Here is a 21,070-nt window from a genome sequence, read left to right on the forward strand (position 1 = left end):
AATAAATCTGAGAATCATCTGGCCGGCCTCCCCACCTCACGGAGGTGGCGCAAAATTCAAGGTGCGAACTTAGTCTTTTGCGTAGGAGGCCGTGATGAAATTCTGTGGCATAGACCTGCATTCGAACAACAGTGTTGTGGTGGTTACCGACGAAACGGATCGAGTACTGGTCAGTCGACGTTGCCCCAACCAGCTAACGCCAATCCTTTCGCTGCTCGAGCCTCACCGTGCTGAATTGGTTGGCGTCGTGGTTGAGTCCACCTACAACTGGTATTGGTTGGTCGATGGCCTCAAGGCAGCGGGCTTTGAGGTGAAGCTGGCCCATCCCGTGGCGATGAAACGCTACGACGGTTTGAAGCATTCTGACGACAAGGATGATGCGACTTTCCTGGCTCATTTGCTGCGACTCGGGATTTTACCGACCGGATATATCCATCCGCCGCAAGAACGTGCGCTGCGAGATTTGGCACGCAAACGTATTCAACTGGTACGCAGCCGGACTCAGCACATTCTGTCCGTCGAGAACATCATGGCGCGCCAGTTTGGCCAGCGGTTGAGCTGCAATGAAGTCAAAGGGCTGTCAGCCACATCCGTCGACAGGCTGGGCCTGCCGACGGATGTGGCTCTGGCAATGAAAGCGAATGTCGCCATTGTTCAGGCATTGCAGATCCAGATTGATTTTCTTGAAGAGCGATTACTGCACGAAGCCTATTTGCGCCCGGAGTTTTCTTTGTTGAAAACGATGCCCGGAATTGGCGAAGTGCTGGCCACGGTCATCATGCTGGAAACCGGAAATATTGAGCGCTTTGCCGACGTAGGCCACTTCGCCTCTTACGCTCGCTGCGTAAAAAGTGCGCATTACTCCAACGGCAAAAAGAAAGGTGAAGGCAACGCCAAGAACGGCAACGCTTATTTGATCTGGGCTTATATCGAAGCGGCTAATTTCGCCCGGCGCTTCAGCGAGGATGCCAAACGCTTTTTCGAGAAGAAGAAAGCCAAGACCAATGCCGTGGTCGCTACCAAGGCACTGGCACACAAGCTGGCGCGAGCGAGTTATCACATCCTGAAGGAGAAACAGCCTTTTGATGCCAGACGCTGTTTCGCCTGAGGGACGAATGAGGTGATGGTTGGCCAACCAAAAAGGGACTGGGCTCGAACCACTAAATCTGAGTGGCGACCGACCATCACCGCCTGAGTGTGTTGTAACCGGGTCGTCTGCCAGGTGAGCCAGCTGGGACTGGACGTGTGTTTTGCACGAGCCACAGTTCTGTGACACGTTTTGGACGCATTGGCAGCACCAACGTTTCTCTGGGGCAGTTAACTGCCAGGGCGGTGCAGGTTGTATCGCTACCGCTTGATCCAAATGGGTGTCTGGCACGACTCGTTCGTAGCCAATGAAGAGGAAACGGGTTCGACGGGTTCAACCGATCAGGTTGAGTGGGAGAGCAAACCCTACAGTTGAAAACTGCAGGGCGCGGTGGCTTTTAACCTTGACTTGAGACCGGCTAATGGGTGTCCCCTTGTTTGATGCTTTTTTGATGGCTATCCACGATGATTACGGCACGTGTATTCTGCGTTTAGCTGTCATTACGCCCAATAACGACAGCTACTTTCGGCCAAAAAAAGGACGTACGCAAGCGGCTGCTAGCGGCCAATACCGCCGCTTGTTAGCAGTTAAAAACTGATGCAATTCATTAAACTGCACCAGCTGATTTTTTCGAATCAACTGCGCCAAGGTGACTTTGAACCTGTTTCATAAATTTCCATGCTTCCTGATGGCGCACCAACCATGATTACATCCTGATCCCTCATCTTGAACACCCCCCCTTCCTCTCTGGTAATAGGTATTTTGACGTTGATATCCCCATAGTCCGTTTTTAGTTGGCCCTCCAGCACCCACCCTAATGCACCATACTCAATTTGTTCATAAGCCAATGTTGACATAAGCACCGAGTACAATTTATTCACACAGTCAAACTCTACATCTATGGAAGCATGAATAAACTGTCCGCCAAAAAAGGTGTATATTGGATTCTCAGCATCCATATTTATAAGAAGTCTATTCACCCCAGAAAAATCTCCACTATCATCTAGTGCAGCCTTCAATACTTCCTCTAAAGAAATTAAATTTATTCTATCAAAAGACCAATTTTTTTCGGCGACATTGGATTCGCGGCTTGCATTCCTAAAAAAATCCTCACGAAGCCCTAGCTCGTCTAAATGACTTCGACTAATGCCTGCACGAAACTTAAGCACCGAACGTAGTTCAAAGTGCCTATACTGAAGGTGAAAGTTAATGAAATCCAAGGGTAACGCTTCAGGTGCTAGCTCACGTAGCTGGACTAAGGCAACACGAGCACCTTGTTTAGCTGCTTGCTCTTTTATGGTTGATGAAAATTCTCGCCTGGAAACACATATTAACTTTTGCGCACCGACCAAATCTCGTTTGCTCAACCAACCTAAAAACTCGTTGATCTTTACCTGTGTCTTTCTACTTTGTACCTCTACAATTGTCAGACTGGGTCTAGCAGCACTGCCATCTGTAATCACGATGTCACATTGTGACTTTGCACCGGTTGACGAATCCAAATGCGGCAAAAAAACATTATGTTCAACTTTTGCACTGGGTGAGACCGACTGCTCTAAGGCACGAACTAGCCGTTCAATATCTTTCCAGTCCTTACCCACATCAACCTCCAGTATTGATTTTTTCTTCGATAGGTAAACGTGACCACCTCAACGCTCGGCTAAGGTTTTAGAATCTGTGCCAGTTGTTCTTTGATTTTTTCTTTATCCCAACCAGTTACAACATGTATTTTTTCTTCTCTCCTTAGGTTGAATTGATCAATAAAATGCACCGCATTTTTGGTAAGGCCAGACGCAACAATCAAAATACCATCCCAGCCGGGACGTGTAAGCGCTGCGCAAATCTCTCGCACGCTACCCAGACCCATTAGTTGTCTATAAGCTTTGACTTCTACTAAGAGTGGGGGTCTCTCACCTGGAATAGTAAAGTCGTGTCCAGGATGTGGAAACGCGTTTTGAGAGAATTCCACACCAAAGTCCTTTAAGATTTCCGCAATCAAGGACTCGTATTTATTGGCTTCGATTATGGGTGCGAACGCTGCTTCATTTATGAAAGAATCTCCGCTGGCCAAGTCGATTACTGTTTCTCGATCCGCCCGAAGCTTATTAGTAAGACTTTTCCCTCCAAGCGCAGCGGCTAATGCAACTAGCACTGAAACAATATAGGAGATAACTGTATGCCATTCAAAACTGGCAGGGGGGCGGATTGGCTCGGAAGGTGATCTAGATAAAATTTCGTTGATTGTGCTAACCAGCTCTTGTCGCTTATCTAGTGGTATAAACTTATTGCTAACGAATCGATCCTGCACTTCCAGCAATAGATCCTGGGCTGTGTACGGATATTTAAATCCGAGCTTAATCTCACGCGCCTTTATAAGAGCAGCAACATCGGGGATTTCGAGCTTTTTGTTGTAAAAAATAATCTCCTGTATATCGGATGCCAAGCTTTCACGAGCAACACTTATTTTGCTGTCAGAAATATCTTTTACATAGTCTGGGACATACGCGATAGCAAAATAGAAGGTTCCTACCACTCCGACAACGCTAAATAGATTCCATCCGTTCTTTAGCACCCAATAAGCCAATCCTCTAAGCATGCTATTCCCTAATCTGTGCGTTATCCGTGTATTCGCATGGTAACTAACCAGTTTTTATTTTCGCCCCACCCGCTTTACAGTTGTTAACTGAAACAAGCATTTAGCAACCTACAGACTATGCTAAGGGGAGCAACTCACCCTGTCATTCATAATCCAGACTGATGGCACGATGCAAGCGCTAATCCAACGCATGCTTGGAATTCTCTAAGCCCACCACGTCTTCTGCTGCATCACGATGAATCTTGGTGATACATGCTCGCCATGGGCGACGTCGCGCACGCGAAGCTTGATTAGGTCGCAGGCCCGAAGCTTGCTGTCAATGGTCAGATCGAAGAGCGCAGGATCACGGGTTCGTGCTGCAATTTGGAGCCTTACCCCAAATGGCCCAAATATCTCTCAGTTTGAGTGGAGCTTTCTGACCGACCTGTTTTCCTTTGTTCCAGAGCTGACCGCTGCGGGTAGCGATGATAATCATGACATGTCCTCCAAGAAACTCGGCTTCAGTCCCCGTTCAGAGGGCAAAAAGCTAAGGGATATTGTTGACATAAGAAATAATAATGCTTAGCTGTGAGTAATGCGTGACTAACCCGAGGGAGCGCCATGACCGAACAGGGAGTTGAAATCGCACAAATATCTTTTTTTCTCGCAAGAGAACATAAAACACTCGACTCGATACTTGATCAAAAAAAAGACGTTTTAAAAAACTTATCAGCAAGAGAGTTTAGATTCTCAATCAACGGCACAGATTGTCAGTTTATATATTTTGAAACCTCCACCACCAAATCAAACCCACCATGGCTAAACTTCATCAACGAAAAACTTCCTTCAGGCGAAGGACCACTTTTCAGTGCAAAAAGCAAAAGCCCAAATGGGATTTTATTTTTAACAGTAAATAGTAGAGTTTTTGCTGCAACCTTTGGGCGGAGTGCCGTGAGCTATCTTGATCGCGATGCTTTTGAACCGGACTTTGGTATAAAAACAGCGATGAATATGTGTGGCAATGAAGAAATACGTCAAACAAAAAGTGAGAGCCACTCTATAACACCAACACATATTGACAGACAGGTTAACAAGCCGGTCGACTCTTTCGCTTTTGGCCTAAGTGAAGCAGAAGATCTGCGATACATTTCAGCTCACATGAAAGACCACAAAAACATAACCCTTCAAGGTCGGAATAATTTAACTATAAAAATCATTGGGAAAGAGAAGCTAAATTGGCAGATATTAGTCGACTATTGTGAAGAATTTATACTGGCTTATGCAAGCAAGGAATACACTAAATTATTCCCAAACTACAAGCATTTCGACGAGGCAACGGAAACAGAAAGCAACGCTTTAGACGAGCTTTTAGTCACTCAGCTGCGCTTAAAAAATACGAGCAATATTAGCCTTGGAATTCCCGAGGTCTTAATTGATCCAGATTATGGCTTCGCTTATTCGAACCATAAAAAAAACGCTGACAGGACTTATGCATACTTAGACATTTGTCAAGTTTTCGAACATATGGCATTTAACAAAATAACATCAGCAAAACTTAAATCAAAATTTATTTATGCATACTCATATGAGGAAGACCAGGTACTAGGATATAAAAAATGGCCCCTGTATAACTGCCTATCTTTTGAGCATAGCCTAGGGAATAAATATTTTGTATTAAGCGACGGAAAATGGCTGGAGGTAGACAACGATTTCTATACTGAAATAACTAATTTCACAAAAAATACGCTACATGAAGAAGTAAGCGAGGAGATTTATAGGGGGATAGATATCAGTGATGACGTAAAAATGCAGAATAGAGAGAGCATATTTAATAAAAAAATATGTGAAATTCGTCCCTCATGCGTACTTTTTGATCAAGCAAAACTTAAAATCGGCTCAGGTCGTAAAGACAAAGAATTTTGTGACATCCTAGATCTAACCAACGATAGTATTATTCGGATTATTCATTGCAAGCCATATAAAAACTCCTCCTCAACAAATTATCTATTTTCGCAGGCTCAATTCTATTGCCATGCTTTTATTAATGATCAAATTTTTCTGAGCGAGATTAGGTCCCATATAGACTTGTCTAGCAGCACAAAAAAAGCAGAATACTTAGACTACATAAAACCAGATATAGCAGATATACATGGGAAAGACTATGTTGTTTGCCTGTGGCTGCTTTATGATCAGCGCTCAACCGCCCCCGCTAAAACTGAAATACCCCTGATGGCTCAATATGAGTTAAAACTGATGCATGAGCATTTGCGCAACACGTGTAAATTTTACGACGTAATAATAAGATTTATTCCAGTTATTAAGAAGAATTATGTCAAGGATATTTCTCATCGGTAAATATAATGAAGCACTTGACCACTAGAAGTGATCGGACAGCCGTTAATGGCCGAAAGCGGACATTTACGACACGTTTCCTTCGGTTGTTCAAAAGCAACCAAGTACATTCCCGGCGATTCAGTCCCCCCTACTGAAACGCCAAAATATCTACTTCCCCCACCAACTCACGGCCTAACCAACCTAGGCATCTCCACCCCCTCCCCCAACCTCTCCACCCCCAACCGCACCCTCTCCCCACCCTGCTCAATCACCACCCCATCCCCCTCCACCGCCACCAACTTCACCCCAGGACTCACCCGTTCCCCCTGCAAAAAACTCCTCGGCGGCCCGTCATTCAGGCTGAGTATCGCCACCGCCCCGCGACTCCCCGCCATCACCCCACTGACCTTGATCTCCACCGGCGCCGTGCGGTTGGAAAACCACTGCAACGCCGGGTTATCGCTGCGCGCAGCGAGCAGTTGCGGGGTGGCCGCCGGGGTGTGGGATTCGGCGGTGGTCAGGAGCAGGGATGACCAGGTGGCGATGCCGACCAGGGCGGCCAGCAGTGCGGCGGCCTGGATGATTTGGGGGGGTGAAAAGCGTGCGGTGTATCTCATGGGCTGAATCTCCTTTTAGTCCCGGTGACCAGACTACGCGGCAATTCTCACGGTTTTATTTCACACGCCTTACATGTTGGCCGTGCAGGATGGTTTTTTGGGACGGGGCTGGACGCAAGGGAGTGCGCATTCGATGAACCGGTGCAGGCAGCAGGGTTTTACGCTGATCGAGTTGATGGTGGTGCTGGTGATCATCGGTATCGCCAGTGCGGCGATCAGTCTGAGTATCAAGTCCGATCCGTTGCAGTTGCTGCGCAAGGACGCCGAGCGCGTGGCGCAGTTGCTGCAGATTGCTCAGGCCGAGGCCCGCGCCGATGGCCGGCCGATTGCGTGGTTGAGCGATGGCAAGGGGTTTCGGTTCAGTCGGCGCAGTGACAGTGGCAAGGGCTTTGATCATTTCGATCGGGACCCGCAGTTGCGGCCGCGTCCCTGGCAGAGTCCGAAGCTTGAGGTGCGGGTGGAGCCGAAGCAGAAGGTGGTGCTGAACGCGGAGTGGATCAATCCGCCGCTGCAGTTGACGCTGTCTGACGGGCTCAATCGGTTGAGTGTGCTGCGGGATGCTTCGGGCCGGATTAGCGTGCAATGAACAGACAACAAGGTTTTACGCTGATCGAGGTGATGGTCGCGATTCTGTTGATGGCGGTGGTCAGTCTGATTGCCTGGAAGGGGCTGGACAGTGTCACGCGCGCCGACAGCCATTTGCAGGCCAGTGGCGAGCAGAGCGACAGCCTGTTGCGGGCGTTGAATCAGATGCAGCGGGATGTGGAGATGCGCGCCGGGATCGAGCTGACGGAGCCGAAGAAGGTCGGCACTGAGGATGAACCGGCGACCGCGCCGCCTGCCGTTACGGTGCGCAGCAGTGACAGCAAGGGGTTTCGACTGGATATCATTCGGAGCGCGGCGGATCAACCGGGGGCTTTGCAGCGGGTACGCTGGTGGCTCAAGGGGGACACGCTGTATCGCGCGGTGGCGCCGGCGCGCAGTCGGTATCCGTTGCCGGCGCCTACGGCTGGGGTGGCGGTGTTGGGTGAGGTGAGTGATTTGCAGGTGAGGGTTTGGGAGGCGGACAAGGGGTGGCGGCAGTTGAGTGGGAATCGGCGGGAGGATCCGTTGGGGCTGGAGGTGCGGTTGACTCGGGAGACGGCGCAGGGGGTGGAGAAGTATCGGCAGGTGATGGGGCCGTTGCAGTAATTGAAGTCACTGAGGTCCCTGTGGGAGCTGCGGTGCGACGATTCGACTTGCCAGCGATGGGGCCTTCACATCCAACATCTCATTGCCTGACATACCGCTATCGCTGGCAAGCCAGCTCCCACAGGGTTTTAGGGTGTTTGTGGCTGTTGTGTGAGTTAGCTGAGGACGACTACGCCGCCCGGCAACTGGGTGCATTTGACGCCGTAGGCATCGCGGATCAGCGCGCCTACGCCGGCCAGTTGGTCGAGGGAGAAACGTGCTTGTACGCGGCGCTGGCCGAGTTCGCGGTTGAGCAGCAGCAACATGCCTGGGCGGTAGCGGTTGATCTCATCGATCATCTGGCTGAGGGTCGTGCCGTTGAACACCAGGACCTGTTGGCGCCAGTTGGTTACTGCCGCCGTGTCGACACTTTGCACAGTGCCAACCTGTTGCGCGTCATAGGTCAATTGCTGGCCCGGTTCCAGGCGCAGGCTGCGGCCTTCAACTTCCACTTCTACCGCGCCATCGAGGCACGTCACGCACACCTGTTGATCGAGGTTACGCAGGTTGAACCGCGCCCTGCTCGCCCGCAGCCAGCCGCCACCGGCCTGCATCGCCATGGGCAACCGCGCGGTCTGCACTTCGACTTCGCCGCTGACCAGTTCAAAGCCCTGCACGCCCTCATCCACCGAACGCTGGTTGATGCGGGTCTGGGTGTTCAGTTCCAGGCTCAGGCCGTCGGCCGGTTCGACCCGGCGTTGCTGGCCGACTTCGGTGATGTAATCCGCGCCGAGCCCGGAGAACCCGCCCGGAATCGTGCCGCGCACCAGCAGGAACGCCGCCGACGCGGCAATCGCGCCGCCAAGAAAGGCCCGACGTCCAAACCGGCGTGGCGCCTGTGTCGCTTCGGCCGCCGGTTGCAGCAGGTGCCACAACGCCTTGCACTCTTCGAAGGCGCGGGCGTGTTCGGGGCTTTGGGCGCACCACTGGCGCAGCGCTCGGGCGTCGGCGACCGTGGCGCGGCCGGAGGTCAGCAGGATCAGCCAGTCGCGGGCTTCGCTTTGCAGACGCTCGGCAGGCGTGGGCTCGGCAGGTGTCAGACGGAAGATGTTCAAACGCGCAGGTACTCGACGGGTTGATCGGGAGCTTCATTCACTAGACGGTTTTCCGGCCCCGCGACCGAACCGCTGAAACACTTTTCTTTCCAGTTTGGCCGCGCAGTGTCCGAGGGCAGCCTTGATTTCCTTCTCGACCATGCGCGTGGAGATGCCGAAACGCTGGGAGATTTCCAGGTGCGGCGCTTCTTCCAGCCGTGCGGCGATGAAGATCCGACGGCGCCGCGCCGGCAGCTCGTAGAGGGCGCTGAGCAGGGACTGGATTTCCTTCTGGCCGCCGACCACGCGCATCGGGTCGAGCGCTTCGTCGCTGACTTGCAGCAGTTCTTCGACTTCGCTGCCGGTGAGCAGCCGCGCATCGGCCTGGCGGCGGTCGGCGGCGATGTTCAGGGCCATGCGATAGAGGTAGGCGTTGGGCCGCAGCAGGTTCGGCGGCGCCTCCATGCGGTCGACCCGCAGGTAGGTTTCGTGCAGCACGTCGTTGGCCAGGTCCTCCGAGCCGAGACGGCGTCGCAGGCGCACCCGAAAGTCCTCGTAGGACGTCAGGAACAGCTGGACCATCGAACTTTGTCCGGCGTCTTTCATCCCCCGGAAACTCCTTCCCATTGTGTGCATTCCATGCGCTTTCCTGACGATTCGGGTAACAACAGCAACGTGACTGGCTGGCGCAATGCGCCGGGTGTCGGCCGGTCGATCTTGAGCGTGTGAAAACTGTCTACCAGCGCTGCATCGCGCCGAACATCGCCGGTGGTGGTGACCAACCGGTTGTGCTGCACCACGCCGTCGCGGCCGATCCACAGCTGCAACACCGCGCGAAAACTGCCGGGCCGGGTCAGCGGCGAACGGCACAGGTTGCGTTCAATCGCGGCCTGCACCGCTGTGGCGTAACTGCGGTTGACGGCTGCGCTGGCGGGGGTCGGTTTCTCCGCCGGCATTGGCACTTCCTCGACTTGCGCAACCTGCAAGGTGAACGCGTCGTCGCGGCTGTACTTGGCCATCAAGCCGCTGCCGCCGAGCATCCGGCGCAATGCTTCGGCGGCGGTGAATTCACCGTCCACCGCCAATGAGCGTCGACCGCGACTCAACTGGCTGTCGACCAGCACCGCCATGCCGGTGGCGCGGCTGAACTGTTCGAGGGCGTGGGCCAGTTCCTGGGCCGGGATGTGCAGCGTCATGCGCATCGTCGCCGGCACCGGGTCGGCGCTGGCGCGGCTCAGAAACAAGCCAAGCAGCAGCCCCAGACAGAGCTGGCGCATGAGCGCTGAGCGCACAACATCCTCCCTGGCACGGCCTCGCTGCACGGCTGATGTATCCCTGAAAACCGTCATCCTGAGGGCTGTTTATGAATCTGGTGTGACGGCCACTGCAAAAAAACCATCACGGGATCGGCGCGACCGTTGCACTAGACTCTGGAGCCAGAGCGGCCCCTTCGGGCCGGCCAGGAGGCACGCATGAAATCAGTCTGGAAAGTCGTCTTCGGCGGGTTGTTGCTGACGGTGTTGGGCGGTGCGCACGCGGAGGAGCCGCTGGGCTGCGTCGAGGTGACGGTGGGTGGCTACAAGGCGCCGAATTACGATTGCCTGAGCCAGCAGATGGGCAACAACCCCAATGGTGCGGCGGCTGCGCAGAAGAATCAGGAAGCGATGAATGTGCCGGTCAATAAACGCCCGCCGAATCAGGTGGGGCTGGCGACGCCGGCGGCCACCAGTACGCGGATGGGCAACACGTTTGGTACGTCGGTGAAACCGCAACGGCCACCGAACTAGCTTTGATCGTTCCCACGCTCCTGCGTGGGAATGCAGCCCGTGACGCTCTGCGTCACTGGACGCGGAGCGTCCCCAGAGGCATTCCCACGCGGAGCGTGGGAACGATCGAAAGTGTGGGAGCGATCAACGGCTCGTGATCAATCGCTGGGAATCTGGCGGAAGCTCACCGCCAACCGGTTCCAGCTGTTGATGGTGCTGACGGCCATGGTCAGGTCCACCAGCTCTGTCTCGTTGAACTGTTCCCGCGCCTGCTGGTAAACATCGTCAGGCACCCGGCTGTCCGCCAGCAGCGTGACGGCTTCGGTCCAGGCCAGCGCCGCCCGCTCGCGCAGGTTGAAGAAGCCGCTGTCGCGCCAGACCGCGATGGCGTACAGCCGTCGATCCGTCTCCCCTGCCCGTCGCGCTTCCACCGAATGCATGTCGGTGCAGAACGCGCAGCCGTTGAGCTGCGAGGCGCGGATCTTGATCAGGTGCAGCAGCGGCGGTTCGATGCTCAGGCTGCTGGTCAGCGCTTCCAGGGCAATCATCGCTTTCATGGCTTTGGGTGAAGCGCTGTAGTAATCCAGACGCGGGGACATGGGCGGGCCTCGGGCAGCAGAAGAGTGATTTCACGGTAGGCGCTGGTTGGGCAACGTTACAGCCCCAATTGCACGAAAAAACGGCAGACCACTGATTCAAGTAAAACAACATTTCTGTGGGAGCTGGCTTGCCAGCGATGGGGCAATCACATTCAACATAGATGTCAGCAGATACACCGCTATCGCTGGCAAGCCAGCTCCCACAGGGCCCTATGCCAATTTGGGGGATTTGCACTACACAACTTCTGTCGATACTGCATTCGGGAGTAATCTGGCCGGCACACTCAATCGCCCGGAGCGCCCCGTCGGTATGGAACTGCATGTCGTGATCAATGGCCGCAAGGACCTGGCCGGTCAGTTGTACCAGCAACTGCGCGGCGCCATTGAATCCGGGCGTCTGGCCGCCGGCACCCAGTTGCCGCCCAGCCGCTTGCTCGCCGAGCAACTGGGGATTTCGCGCAAGACCATTTCCGACACTTACGCGCAGCTCACCTACGAGAATTTCCTCACCGGCGTCATCGGCAAAGGCACTTACGTCAACGCCCGCTCGACGCCGGTACAGCGCAAGCAAAGCCATTCCGAGCTGGCCAGTTCCGAGGTGATCGAGAGCTGGCGCAATCTGCCGGTGTTCCTGCGGCATCCAACGCTCGAGGGTTCGCTGCGCTATGACTTTATCGGCGGCGCCACCAGCAAGGGCCAGTTTCCCCAGGATGACTGGCGCCGCTGCGTCTCTCATGCACTGCGGCAGATGGCCAATTCCAAAGGTTTTTACAGCGTGCCGGAAGGCCTGCCGGCGCTGCGCAATGCGATTGCCCGGCACATCGCGTTTTCCCGGGGCGTGAACTGTCAGGACGAGGACATCGTGGTCTGCAACGGCGCGCAACAGGCGCTGGACTTGATCACGCGGGTACTGATTCGCCCCGGCAGTCTGGTGGCGATGGAAGATCCTGGTTACCCACCGGCGCGGCTGCTGTTCGGCACTCATGGCGCGACGGTGGTCGGCGTGCCGGTGGACGCCGAGGGCATTCAGGTCGAGCGGATTCCCGAAGGCACGCGGCTGATTTACGTGACGCCGTCGCACCAGTTTCCGCTGGGCATGCCGATGAGTCAGGCGCGGCGCGAAGCCCTGCTCGAACGGGCCCATGAGCTGGGCGCGATCATCATCGAGGACGACTATGACAGCGAGTTCCGCTACGAGGGCCGCCCGACCGATTCGCTGCACAAGCTCGATCAGCGCGGCATCGTCGCCTACGTCGGCACCTTCTCGAAAACCCTGTTGCCCGAGCTGCGCCTCGGCTACGCAATCCTGCCGCCGGCGATTCTCGAGGCGGTGATCCGCGCCAAGCAACTGACCGATCTGCACGCTTCCACCCTGCCGCAATGGGCGCTGGCCAAGTTCATCGCCGAAGGCTGTCTGCTCAAGCACATCCGCCGCTGCCACACCATTTATGCCCAGCGCCGCGAGCGGATCCTGGCGCGCATGGCCACCGACCTGTCGCCGTGGCTGCAAGCCGTGCCGCCCAGCGCGGGGTTTCATATGGCGGTGTTCTGCAAGGTGCCGATCGACTTGCCGCTGGTGATCGAACTGGCGAAAAAGGTCGAAGTCGGGCTGTACGCCATCGATGGCTTCTATTATCAGCAGCCGGCCAAAAGCGGGATGTACTTCGGTTTCGGCGCCATCGAGACGCTGGACATCGATATCGCGCTCGACCGCCTGCGCGACATTCTGCAACAGGTTGTTGGCTAGATTGGACTAAACGATTAACCGCCGATTGGTTATTGGTGATCCGGGGGTGCAGGCCTATTCTGCACAAGCGTTATCCCTCAATGAGCAGGATTCGTCCGGCCTGATTCAGGAGTGTGAGCAATGTCCAACGAAGTGATCAACACCGTACAGGTGCAGGCTGCCGCCGGCCGATCGGAGGAGCTGGGCAAGCAGTTGCAGAAGATCGTCGAAACCCTGCGCGAAACGCCGGGCTGCGATTCCTACATGGTCGACCGCTGCCCCGAGGACAGCCACCGCTGGACGGTCAGCGCCCGCTGGCAGTCGGAAGCGGCGATGCAGGCGCATTTCAATCGCCCGGAAGCCCAGGGCTTCATCGACCTGATCGACAGCCGTCTGGCCAATAGCGTGGATTTCAACTCCTTTCCGATCGTTTGACTTACGGACGCCATCGCTGGCAAGCCAGCTCCCACAAGGTTTTGTATTGTTCACAAATCATATGAACGACACAAAAAACTGTGGGAGCTGGCTTGCCAGCGATGGCGTATTTGAGTGCGCTGAAATCCCCCAGATTGGTCACCCGAACTTCCCGAATATTGGCCGTTTGAATACCCCGGCACGCGGACTACTGTGATCACCGACTCCCCCACTTATCAGGTGATCACCGTGAAAGTCCTGCACTTGCTTGCCGCCCCGCTCGCCGCTCTGGCCCTCACCATCAGCGCTTCGGCACTGGCCCACGGCACCGATTCCCCATCCGAGAAAATCTCGGTGCTGCAGGATCAGATGCTGAAAAACGTGCCCGGCAAAAAAGCCATGATGATTGAGGTCGATTACAAACCCGGCCAGTCTTCGATTGCCCACAAACACGACGGCACGGCCATGGCCTACGTGCTCGAAGGCGAGATCGTTTCCCAGGTCAAAGGTGAACAACCGATCACCTACAAGAAAGGCCAGTACTGGTACGAGCCGGCCGGTTCCGAGCATTTGATCTCGAAAAACGCCAGCAAGAGCAAACCGGCCAAATTGCTGGTATTCATGGTGCTGTCGCCCGATGAGAAAGTATTGATCCCCCTGGAAAACTGATTGCTGTTACGTCAGCCATAAATAAAAACGCTCAAATCGTCGATTTGGGCGTTTTTAATGCTGGCCGCAATTAGCCTGCCCGGCTTACAGCAAATAAAACTATTGGCCTCCTGATAACTTCACTGATTGGTCGTTTCATAAAACCGCCACAGGTTTAGTCTGATTCAACTGCCACAAACAGTGGCAACTTAAACTTTCCGACTGAAGTTGTTTCACGGGAGAAACACCATGAAACCTGCGTTCGCCAGCACTCTGTTCCTTTCACTGCTGACACTGACGGCCTGCTCGGTACCCACCGCGCCCAAAGCGGTATCGTCACTCGACACGTTGCTGCCCCACCCGGTGGGCCGCAGCCACATGACCACCGTGAAGGCCGGCCCGGGCGTGTCGCTGGGCGTGATTTACAGCCCGAGCACCCAGACCAACCGCGACTACCTGCGCAACTACCAGGCCAACGCCGGCACCGGTTTCGGCCAGAGCCTGCTGGTGCAGCCGATCCACGACGCCTACGTCGCTACCTCGAAACCGGACATGGCGGTGGATTGGGTGAAAGCTTCGCTGCAACGCCAGTTCGGCTCGGTGACGGTGTACCCGGACATGCAGAGCCTGCGCGCGGCCAACCCGGATGTGGTGGCGATCGTCGACACTCACAGCCAGTTGATTACGTCGCGCAGTTCGGACGTCAAGGCGGATGTGAGCGCGGACTTTTATGACGGGAAGTTCAACTATATCGGCACGGCCCAAGGAACGGATGCCAGAGCCTTGAGTCCGTTATGGGCGGATTACAAACGTTCGGAAGATATCGTGGCGGATATTAATGAACAGCAGAATGTGCAAGTTCGGGCGCTGCAGAAGTTTGACCAGTCGCTCAGTAATTTATTGACCAGGTCGGCAGGTAATGTGTCGATGCTTGATAGTAAACAACTACATAAGTTGCAGTGACTGTCAGGCCGCTGCCCTCACCCTAGCCCTCTCCCAAAGGGAGAGGGGACTGACCGAGGTGTTTGTTAGAGTTACGCCGACGTGAAATACCGAGGCGAACTCAAGTGTTGAAAAGCACACAAATCGGCTCCCTTTCCCCCTCGCCCCCCTGGGGGAGAGGGCTGGGGTGAGGGGGTTGGTTCTGTGCATCAACACATCAATACCGCCGAACACAGGCATGAAAAAGCCCCGCCTCTTTCGAGAGCGGGGCTTTTTCATTCAACGGCTACTCAAGCAAGCTCAAGCTCCGCAGTCGCCGCAGCAGGCACAACTGCCTGACCGCTCAGCGCCACGTCGTTCAGCTCACGGTTGGCCACCGCGTACATGGCGTAGTCGGTGCCGCTCGCGGCACGGATTTCCACCAGCATGGCGCGCCAGCGTTCGATCATGGCGTCGTTCTGCTTCATCCACAGTGCCAGACGGTTTTCCACGTCCGAATCACCGCCGCCCGCTTGCAGAACGGCGATGGTGATCGCGCGTTGCTGCCAGTCGACGTCGTCGCGGAACGCTTCACGGGCCAGGGCCTGCCAGTTGTTTTCAACCGGCAAGGCGCTGATCTGCGAAATGTACCAGGTGATGTCCAGCGCGCTGCCCACGGCGAAGTACGCCTTGGCCACTTCGGCTGGATCCTGACCGGTCACGTCGGCCGCTTCGATGATCGGCAGCAGCGTGTAGAGGTGGGTCGTACCCGCCACCATACGCGCCAGCAGTTCCGGTACACCGGCGGCGACGTACGCCTGATAACGCTCTTGCCAGTTTTCGCGGATTTCGCCGCTCAGCAGCTCGTCCAGCTTCAGGCCCAGCTCCTTCAGGTGCGGACCGAAATGCGCGACGTCACGGGCAGCGTTCTGCTCGTTGCGACGGGCACGCAGGAACCAGCGCGTAGCGCGACGGCCCAGACGCATCAGCTCGTCCATCAGCTCCAGCTGCACGTCAGCGGAAACCTGATAGTCCAGCGCTTCGATCTGACGGAACCAGTGCGGGAGGTGGAAGATGTCGCGCACGATCACGTAAGCGCCAGCCACGTTCGCCGGGGTCATGCCGGTGGACTCTTTGAGTCGCTGAACGAAGGTGATGCCCATGTGGTTGACCAGATCGTTGGCGATCTGGGTGCTGACGATCTCGCGCTTCAGACGGTGACGACGCATGGCTTCGGAGAACTTGCTGACCAGAGTCGGCGGGAACGCCGTTTCCATGTCGCGGGTCAGGTAGTCATCATCCGGCACCAGGGAGCCCAGCAGCTGCTCCTTGAGGTCGATCTTGCTGTACGAGATCAGCACCGACAGCTCAGGACGGGTCAGGCCATGGCCTTCGGCAACGCGTTCGGCCAGTTGCTCTTCGGTCGGCAGGAACTCGATGGCGCGATCCAGCTTGCCACGGCCTTCCAGGTCGCTCATCAGACGTTTGTACTCAGCGATGCGCGCATAAGCGCGGCGGGCCGCCAGGGACAGGGCCTGAGTCTGCTTGTAGTTGTTGCCCAGCACCAGACCACCGACTTCGTCGGTCATGCTCGCCAGCAACTGGTTGCGTTGCTTGTCGGTCATGTCGCCGGCCTGAACCACTTCGTTCAGCAGGATCTTGATGTTCACTTCGTGGTCGGAGCAGTCCACGCCACCGGCGTTGTCGATGAAGTCGGTGTTGGAACCGCCGCCATTGAGACCGAACTCCACACGACCCAGTTGGGTCATGCCGAGGTTACCGCCCTCGCCCACCACTTTGCAGCGCAGTTCGTTGCCGTTCACGCGCAGTGCATCGTTGGCCTTGTCGCCGACATCGGCGTGGCTTTCGGTGCTGGCTTTGACATAAGTACCGATACCGCCGTTCCACAGCAGATCCACCGGCGCCTTGAGCAAGGCGTTCAGCAGTTCGGTCGGGGTCAGCTTGTCGGCCTGGATGTCGAAGCGCTCTTTCATCTGTGGCGAGATGGCGATGCTCTTCGCGCTGCGCGAGAAGATGCCGCCGCCTTCGGACATGATGCTGGTGTCGTAGTCGGACCAAGCCGAACGCGGCAGATCGAACATGCGCTGACGCTCGGCGAAGCTGGTGGCCGGATCCGGGTTCGGGTCGATGAAGATGTGCATGTGGTTGAACGCGGCAACCAGTTGCAGCTTGTCGGACATCAACAGGCCGTTACCGAACACGTCACCGGCCATGTCGCCCACGCCGACCACGGTGATGCTGTCTTCCTGGACATTGATGCCGCGCTCGCGGAAGTGGCGCTGAACGCCAACCCACGCGCCCTTGGCGGTGATGCCCATTTTCTTGTGGTCGTAACCGGCCGAACCACCGGACGCAAATGCGTCACCCAGCCAGAAGCCGTAGTCGATGGCGATGCCGTTGGCGATGTCGGAGAAGGTTGCAGTGCCCTTGTCCGCCGCGACCACCAGGTACGGGTCATCGTCGTCATGACGCACGACGTTGGCCGGCGGTACCAGTTTGCCGTCCTTCAGGTTGTCGGTGATGTCCAGCAGACCCGAGATGAAGATGCGGTAGCAGGCGATGCCTTCGGCCGCGATCTCGTCACGGCTGCCGCCCAGTGGCAGGCGACGCGGCAGGAAGCCGCCCTTCGCACCCACCGGCACGATGACCGAGTTCTTCACTTGCTGGGCTTTTACCAGACCGAGGACTTCGGTACGGAAGTCTTCTTCACGGTCGGACCAGCGCAGACCACCGCGAGCAACGTTGCCGAAGCGCAGGTGCACGCCCTCGACGCGTGGCGAGTAAACGAAGATTTCGAACTTCGGCACCGGTTTCGGCAGCTCAGGAATCAAGTGCGGGTTGAACTTGAAGCTGAAGTACGACTTGTTCTGGCCGTTGGCGTCGGTCTGATAGAAGTTGGTCCGCAGGGTCGCTTTGATCAGGTCCAGGTAACGACGCAGGATGCGGTCTTCGTTGAGGACTTGAACGTCATCCAGCGCGGTCAGAATTGCCTGCTCCAGACGCTGTTGCTTGTCGTCCAGATCATCGCTGCCGAGCTTGCGGGCCAGGTAGAAACGGGTCTTGAACAACCGGGTCAGTTCGCGAGCGATGTCGGTGTGGTTGTTCAGGGTGCTGGCGATGTAGCCGAGGTCGAAGCCCAGACGAATCTGCTTCAGATAACGGGCGTAGGCACGCAGCAGCGCCACGTCGCGCCATGGCAGGCCGGCGGTCAGCACCAGACGGTTGAACGCATCGTTCTCGGCATCGCCACGGACGATGTGGACGAACGCGTCCTGCAGGGTGTCGTTGAGTTGCTGGATGTCCAGGTCCAGACCTTCGGCGGCGGTGAACGCGAAGTCGTGGATCCAGAACTCGCGACCGTTGGTATGACGCAGACGGTACGGGAATTCACCCAGCACGCGCAGGCCGAGGTTTTCCAGGATCGGCAGTACGTCGGACAGGGCCAGCGGGGTATCGGCGTGATACAGCTTGCAGTGCAGCTCGCGTGGGCCGGAGGCCAGCGGCTGGTAGAAGCTCATGGCCAGCGGCTTTTTCTCGCTCAGGTTGAGCAGGTGCTGCATGTCGACCACGGCCGAATGCGCAGCGAAACGCTCGCGGTAGCCGGCCGGGAAGCCTTTCGGGAAGTCGGCCAGCACGTTGGTGCCGTTGGCTTCGCCGAAAGTTTCGACGGTCAGGGCGGCGTAGTCGTCCTGCCAGCTGCGGCAGGCCTGGATCACTTCGTTTTCCAGTTGCAGCGGGTCGATGTCGATGCGGTTTTTCGGGTCGACGCGCAGGATCAGTTGCACGCGGGCCAGCACGGACTCGGAGAAGAACGTCCAGAATTCGCAGTCGGAAGCCTTCAGGCGTTCCATCAGCACTTGCTGGATTTTCTGGCGAACTTCGGTGGAGTAGATGTCGCGCGGCACGTAGGCCAGGCAGTAGCAGAAACGACCGTACGGGTCTTTGCGCAGGAACACGCGGATCTTGTTGCGTTCCTGGATCTGCACGATCGACATCACGGTGCTGAACAGTTCGTCGACCGGAGTCTGGAACAGGTCGTCACGCGGCAGCACTTCCAGCACCTGTGCCAGTTCCTTGCCCAGGTGAGCCTTGGACTGGAAGCCGGAACGGCGCTCGATTTCCTCGACCTTGCGGCGGATGAAAGGAATCACACGTACGCTCTCGCCATACACCGACGAGGTGTACAGGCCCATGAAGCGGTGTTCCTTGATCACTTTGCCGTCGGCATCGATTTCGCGAATCGACACGTAGTCCGGGTAGGCCGGACGGTGCACGCGGCTCGGATGCGCGGCCTTGGCGAACGACAGCAGGGTCGGTTCGCGCAGGTAGTTCACGGCATAGTCTTCGATGTGGCGGTCTTCGTTGGTCAGACCGGTACGCAGCATCTTGGTCAGGCCGAGGAAGGAGTTCTGGTCGTATTCGATATGGCCACCATCGGCCTGATCGACAACGGTGAACTCTTCGTAGCCGAGGAAGGTGAAGTGGTTGCCCACCAGCCATTCCAGGAAGCTCTTGATTTCGGTCTTCTCGTCGGCATCGACGGGGAATGCGCTGTTATCGAGCTTGGTGAGGATTTCCTGCACCTTGGCCTTCATCGGCTCGAAATCGGAGACCGCGACGCGGACTTCACCCAGGACCTGCTCCAGTTCCTTGGACAGCACATTCAATTCGGCCGCGTTGGCGCAGCGGTCGATTTCCAGGTACATCAGCGACTCGTGCAGCACGCCTTCGCCGGTGGTGCCTTTTGGCAGGATTTCCAGCAATTCGCCCTTGCTGCCACGACGCACGCTGAGCACGGTGGTCTGCAGGGTGTGGATGCTGTAGCCGCGACGGTTCAGCTCGGTACGCACCGAGTCCACCAGGAACGGCAAGTCATGGTGCAGCACTTCGACCGCGGTGTGGGTCGACTGCCAGCCGTGACGTTCGTAATCGGGGTTGTAGACGCGCACTTGCGGTTGCGCGTGATCGAAGCGCTCAAGCAGGCGCCACGCAGAAAGAGTACAGCCAGCGAGGTCGGAGAGGCGACGTTGGGTCAGCTCGTCCAGGGAAATGATGCCGAAGAATTGTTCAGCGAACAGCGCCACTTGTGGCAGTGCCTGTTCACTGATGTGCTGCGCCAGTGCCGCTTGCAGTTGGTGCTGGAAGTCGGCTTTGCTGGCTGCGGTGAAGAACGCCATCTGTGGTACTCCGCTTGGGCTTGTTATTGATGGAAAGCGTCGCGTGCAAAACCCCTTTCGGGGCGTTCCGTCGCCCTGTTCCTGATTCTCGGGCAGAGGAAACAGGGTGACAGGTGGGTGAAGCTGGACGAGACACTCAGGTCACATTCACCTTCCATGAATGGGCATCTGCAAAAACGACTGCCCGGCGCCGCTCGCGGGGCCCTGGCAATGCCTTTACGGGTGCTCATCCGTTGCGCAGCTTAATGGGTGCGACAATGTGTCTGCTTGCGGTGCTGCGACATATTCGGTCATTGGCACGTAAACCAAGGCCTGCGCATCGATAAACACTAGCATTCATGGGGCGGAACGCCGGTCTGAATGCCCGTTTTTACGGTACAGGCGTGCCAGGAATGACCATTGATCTGTGTCGCGTTCACAACACATCCTCTGACACTCTCACATGCAGAAATTCCCGGGGGCTGGCAAAATCGCCCCCAATTGCGACCAACAAGCCCGCCGAGGCAGGAATTCCCCATGCAAATGACCACCGCCCTTTTGATCGTCAACCCGTGCGACGACGAAGAAGACAACATGGCCATGCTCTGCTGCCACAGCGACAAGGGCGACATGTTCCTGATGAGCCGCTACCCGGACGAGGACGAGCTGGAGATTACGCTGGACGGCGAGCCGTCGACCCTTGATGGCGTGAAAGTCACCCTGACCAAGACCCTGCTGAAGATCGAAATCGCGGCAGCGGATGCCGATGCGTTGAACGGGGATGATGTGCTGGAAATCACTTTCAATCCGGACATGGTGGATCTGGCTGAAGTCGAGGAAACCCTGAAGAACATTCTTGATGGTACTGGCACCTATATCAGCCAGATTTGATGGCATCTGGGCCGGCCCTTTCGCGAGCGAAAGGGCCCGAAAGAACACCGC

The 21,070-nt window shown here is 56.4% G+C and carries 18 protein-coding genes and 1 pseudogene; 10 read left to right on the top strand and 9 right to left on the bottom strand.

The window, feature by feature from the left end; translation table 11 throughout:
• The first annotated feature begins 94 nt into the window (after positions 1-94).
• Positions 95-1,108, top strand: a complete 1,014-nt coding sequence (locus GQX66_RS04415) for an IS110 family transposase (RefSeq protein WP_240865414.1) — start codon at positions 95-97, stop codon at positions 1,106-1,108.
• A gap of 614 nt (positions 1,109-1,722) precedes the next feature.
• On the opposite strand, the gene GQX66_RS04420 is transcribed toward GQX66_RS04415, so the two are convergent.
• The 3 genes and pseudogenes from GQX66_RS04420 to GQX66_RS04430 form a co-directional block, all read right to left on the bottom strand.
• Positions 1,723-2,688 (bottom strand): hypothetical protein, encoded by a 966-nt coding sequence (locus GQX66_RS04420; protein ID WP_240866922.1) that lies wholly within the window; start codon positions 2,686-2,688, stop codon positions 1,723-1,725.
• Between the two features lie 59 nt (positions 2,689-2,747).
• Positions 2,748-3,683, bottom strand: coding sequence for a restriction endonuclease (locus GQX66_RS04425; RefSeq protein WP_240866924.1), 936 nt, complete (start codon positions 3,681-3,683; stop codon positions 2,748-2,750).
• Between the two features lie 216 nt (positions 3,684-3,899).
• A pseudogene (locus GQX66_RS04430) lies at positions 3,900-4,158 on the bottom strand (integrase); the annotation flags it as partial.
• 125 nt (positions 4,159-4,283) lie between these two features.
• Here GQX66_RS04430 and GQX66_RS04435 point away from each other — a divergent pair.
• Positions 4,284-6,017, top strand: a complete 1,734-nt coding sequence (locus GQX66_RS04435) for a DUF6119 family protein (RefSeq protein WP_240866948.1) — start codon at positions 4,284-4,286, stop codon at positions 6,015-6,017.
• 164 nt (positions 6,018-6,181) lie between these two features.
• Here the strand turns inward: GQX66_RS04435 and GQX66_RS04440 are convergent, their stop codons facing one another.
• Positions 6,182-6,613 (bottom strand): type II secretion system protein N, encoded by a 432-nt coding sequence (locus GQX66_RS04440; protein WP_192561311.1) that lies wholly within the window; start codon positions 6,611-6,613, stop codon positions 6,182-6,184.
• Between the two features lie 133 nt (positions 6,614-6,746).
• Between GQX66_RS04440 and gspH the strand changes: the two genes are divergently transcribed.
• Positions 6,747-7,199 (top strand): type II secretion system minor pseudopilin GspH, encoded by a 453-nt coding sequence (gene gspH / locus GQX66_RS04445; RefSeq protein WP_240866968.1) that lies wholly within the window; start codon positions 6,747-6,749, stop codon positions 7,197-7,199.
• Positions 7,196-7,804 carry a prepilin-type N-terminal cleavage/methylation domain-containing protein gene (locus tag GQX66_RS04450; RefSeq protein WP_240866972.1) on the top strand — a complete coding sequence of 203 codons (609 nt, stop codon included), beginning with the start codon at positions 7,196-7,198 and terminating at the stop codon, positions 7,802-7,804. Before gspH ends, GQX66_RS04450 begins: the two co-directional genes overlap by 4 nt.
• Before the next feature lie 155 nt (positions 7,805-7,959).
• Here GQX66_RS04450 and GQX66_RS04455 read toward each other — a convergent pair whose 3' ends face one another.
• Genes GQX66_RS04455 through GQX66_RS04465 form a run of 3 tightly spaced genes read right to left on the bottom strand, consistent with a single transcriptional unit; the run spans position 7,960 to position 10,154 of the window.
• The gene (locus GQX66_RS04455) at positions 7,960-8,898 is read right to left on the bottom strand and encodes a FecR family protein (RefSeq protein ID WP_240867001.1); all 939 of its coding nucleotides are present in this window, start codon (positions 8,896-8,898) and stop codon (positions 7,960-7,962) included.
• Between the two features lie 33 nt (positions 8,899-8,931).
• Positions 8,932-9,483, bottom strand: a complete 552-nt coding sequence (locus tag GQX66_RS04460; protein WP_011334580.1) for an RNA polymerase sigma factor — start codon at positions 9,481-9,483, stop codon at positions 8,932-8,934.
• On the bottom strand, positions 9,480-10,154 hold the full coding sequence (locus GQX66_RS04465; RefSeq protein ID WP_240867074.1) for an STN domain-containing protein: 675 nt from the start codon (positions 10,152-10,154) through the stop codon (positions 9,480-9,482). Before GQX66_RS04465 ends, GQX66_RS04460 begins: the two co-directional genes overlap by 4 nt.
• A 195-nt stretch (positions 10,155-10,349) precedes the next feature.
• Between GQX66_RS04465 and GQX66_RS04470 the strand changes: the two genes are divergently transcribed.
• Positions 10,350-10,664: a hypothetical protein gene (locus GQX66_RS04470; RefSeq protein ID WP_085746257.1), complete on the top strand. Its 315-nt coding sequence runs from the start codon at positions 10,350-10,352 to the stop codon at positions 10,662-10,664.
• A gap of 137 nt (positions 10,665-10,801) precedes the next feature.
• On the opposite strand, the gene GQX66_RS04475 is transcribed toward GQX66_RS04470, so the two are convergent.
• A complete protein-coding gene (locus GQX66_RS04475; protein WP_007959341.1) occupies positions 10,802-11,242 on the bottom strand; it encodes a carboxymuconolactone decarboxylase family protein in 441 nt (146 codons plus the stop codon).
• Between the two features lie 310 nt (positions 11,243-11,552).
• Between GQX66_RS04475 and GQX66_RS04480 the strand changes: the two genes are divergently transcribed.
• The 4 genes from GQX66_RS04480 (at position 11,553) to GQX66_RS04495 (ending at position 14,993) form a co-directional block, all read left to right on the top strand.
• Positions 11,553-12,989: a PLP-dependent aminotransferase family protein gene (locus GQX66_RS04480; RefSeq protein ID WP_102688334.1), complete on the top strand. Its 1,437-nt coding sequence runs from the start codon at positions 11,553-11,555 to the stop codon at positions 12,987-12,989.
• A 120-nt stretch (positions 12,990-13,109) separates the two neighbouring features.
• Positions 13,110-13,403 carry a putative quinol monooxygenase gene (locus GQX66_RS04485; RefSeq protein ID WP_007959339.1) on the top strand — a complete coding sequence of 98 codons (294 nt, stop codon included), beginning with the start codon at positions 13,110-13,112 and terminating at the stop codon, positions 13,401-13,403.
• A 228-nt stretch (positions 13,404-13,631) separates the two neighbouring features.
• The gene (locus GQX66_RS04490) at positions 13,632-14,051 is read left to right on the top strand and encodes a cupin domain-containing protein (RefSeq protein WP_085746253.1); all 420 of its coding nucleotides are present in this window, start codon (positions 13,632-13,634) and stop codon (positions 14,049-14,051) included.
• 228 nt (positions 14,052-14,279) lie between these two features.
• Positions 14,280-14,993 (top strand): ATPase, encoded by a 714-nt coding sequence (locus GQX66_RS04495; RefSeq protein ID WP_240867004.1) that lies wholly within the window; start codon positions 14,280-14,282, stop codon positions 14,991-14,993.
• Positions 14,994-15,262: 269 nt separating this feature from the next.
• On the opposite strand, the gene GQX66_RS04500 is transcribed toward GQX66_RS04495, so the two are convergent.
• Positions 15,263-20,149, bottom strand: a complete 4,887-nt coding sequence (locus GQX66_RS04500; protein ID WP_240867006.1) for an NAD-glutamate dehydrogenase — start codon at positions 20,147-20,149, stop codon at positions 15,263-15,265.
• A 516-nt stretch (positions 20,150-20,665) separates the two neighbouring features.
• On the opposite strand from GQX66_RS04500, the gene GQX66_RS04505 reads away from it, so the two are divergent.
• Entirely contained in the window at positions 20,666-21,019 is a 354-nt protein-coding gene (locus GQX66_RS04505) for a hypothetical protein (protein WP_003225678.1), read from the top strand.
• Positions 21,020-21,070: the final 51 nt, after the last annotated feature.

Origin of the sequence: Pseudomonas sp. B707 (genome assembly GCF_022496685.1) — a bacterium.
GTDB lineage: Bacteria > Pseudomonadota > Gammaproteobacteria > Pseudomonadales > Pseudomonadaceae > Aquipseudomonas > Aquipseudomonas paraglycinae.

Coding starts and splice junctions, on each gene's coding strand:
- GQX66_RS04415 (WP_240865414.1), top strand. CDS start 95: ATGAAATTCTGTGGCATAGACCTGCATTCGAACAACAGTGTTGTGGTG.
- GQX66_RS04425 (WP_240866924.1), bottom strand. CDS start 3,683: ATGCTTAGAGGATTGGCTTATTGGGTGCTAAAGAACGGATGGAATCTA.
- GQX66_RS04435 (WP_240866948.1), top strand. CDS start 4,284: ATGACCGAACAGGGAGTTGAAATCGCACAAATATCTTTTTTTCTCGCA.
- GQX66_RS04440 (WP_192561311.1), bottom strand. CDS start 6,613: ATGAGATACACCGCACGCTTTTCACCCCCCCAAATCATCCAGGCCGCC.
- gspH (WP_240866968.1), top strand. CDS start 6,747: ATGAACCGGTGCAGGCAGCAGGGTTTTACGCTGATCGAGTTGATGGTG.
- GQX66_RS04450 (WP_240866972.1), top strand. CDS start 7,196: ATGAACAGACAACAAGGTTTTACGCTGATCGAGGTGATGGTCGCGATT.
- GQX66_RS04460 (WP_011334580.1), bottom strand. CDS start 9,483: ATGAAAGACGCCGGACAAAGTTCGATGGTCCAGCTGTTCCTGACGTCC.
- GQX66_RS04465 (WP_240867074.1), bottom strand. CDS start 10,154: ATGCGCCAGCTCTGTCTGGGGCTGCTGCTTGGCTTGTTTCTGAGCCGC.
- GQX66_RS04470 (WP_085746257.1), top strand. CDS start 10,350: ATGAAATCAGTCTGGAAAGTCGTCTTCGGCGGGTTGTTGCTGACGGTG.
- GQX66_RS04475 (WP_007959341.1), bottom strand. CDS start 11,242: ATGTCCCCGCGTCTGGATTACTACAGCGCTTCACCCAAAGCCATGAAA.
- GQX66_RS04480 (WP_102688334.1), top strand. CDS start 11,553: ATGGAACTGCATGTCGTGATCAATGGCCGCAAGGACCTGGCCGGTCAG.
- GQX66_RS04485 (WP_007959339.1), top strand. CDS start 13,110: ATGTCCAACGAAGTGATCAACACCGTACAGGTGCAGGCTGCCGCCGGC.
- GQX66_RS04495 (WP_240867004.1), top strand. CDS start 14,280: ATGAAACCTGCGTTCGCCAGCACTCTGTTCCTTTCACTGCTGACACTG.
- GQX66_RS04500 (WP_240867006.1), bottom strand. CDS start 20,149: ATGGCGTTCTTCACCGCAGCCAGCAAAGCCGACTTCCAGCACCAACTG.
- GQX66_RS04505 (WP_003225678.1), top strand. CDS start 20,666: ATGCAAATGACCACCGCCCTTTTGATCGTCAACCCGTGCGACGACGAA.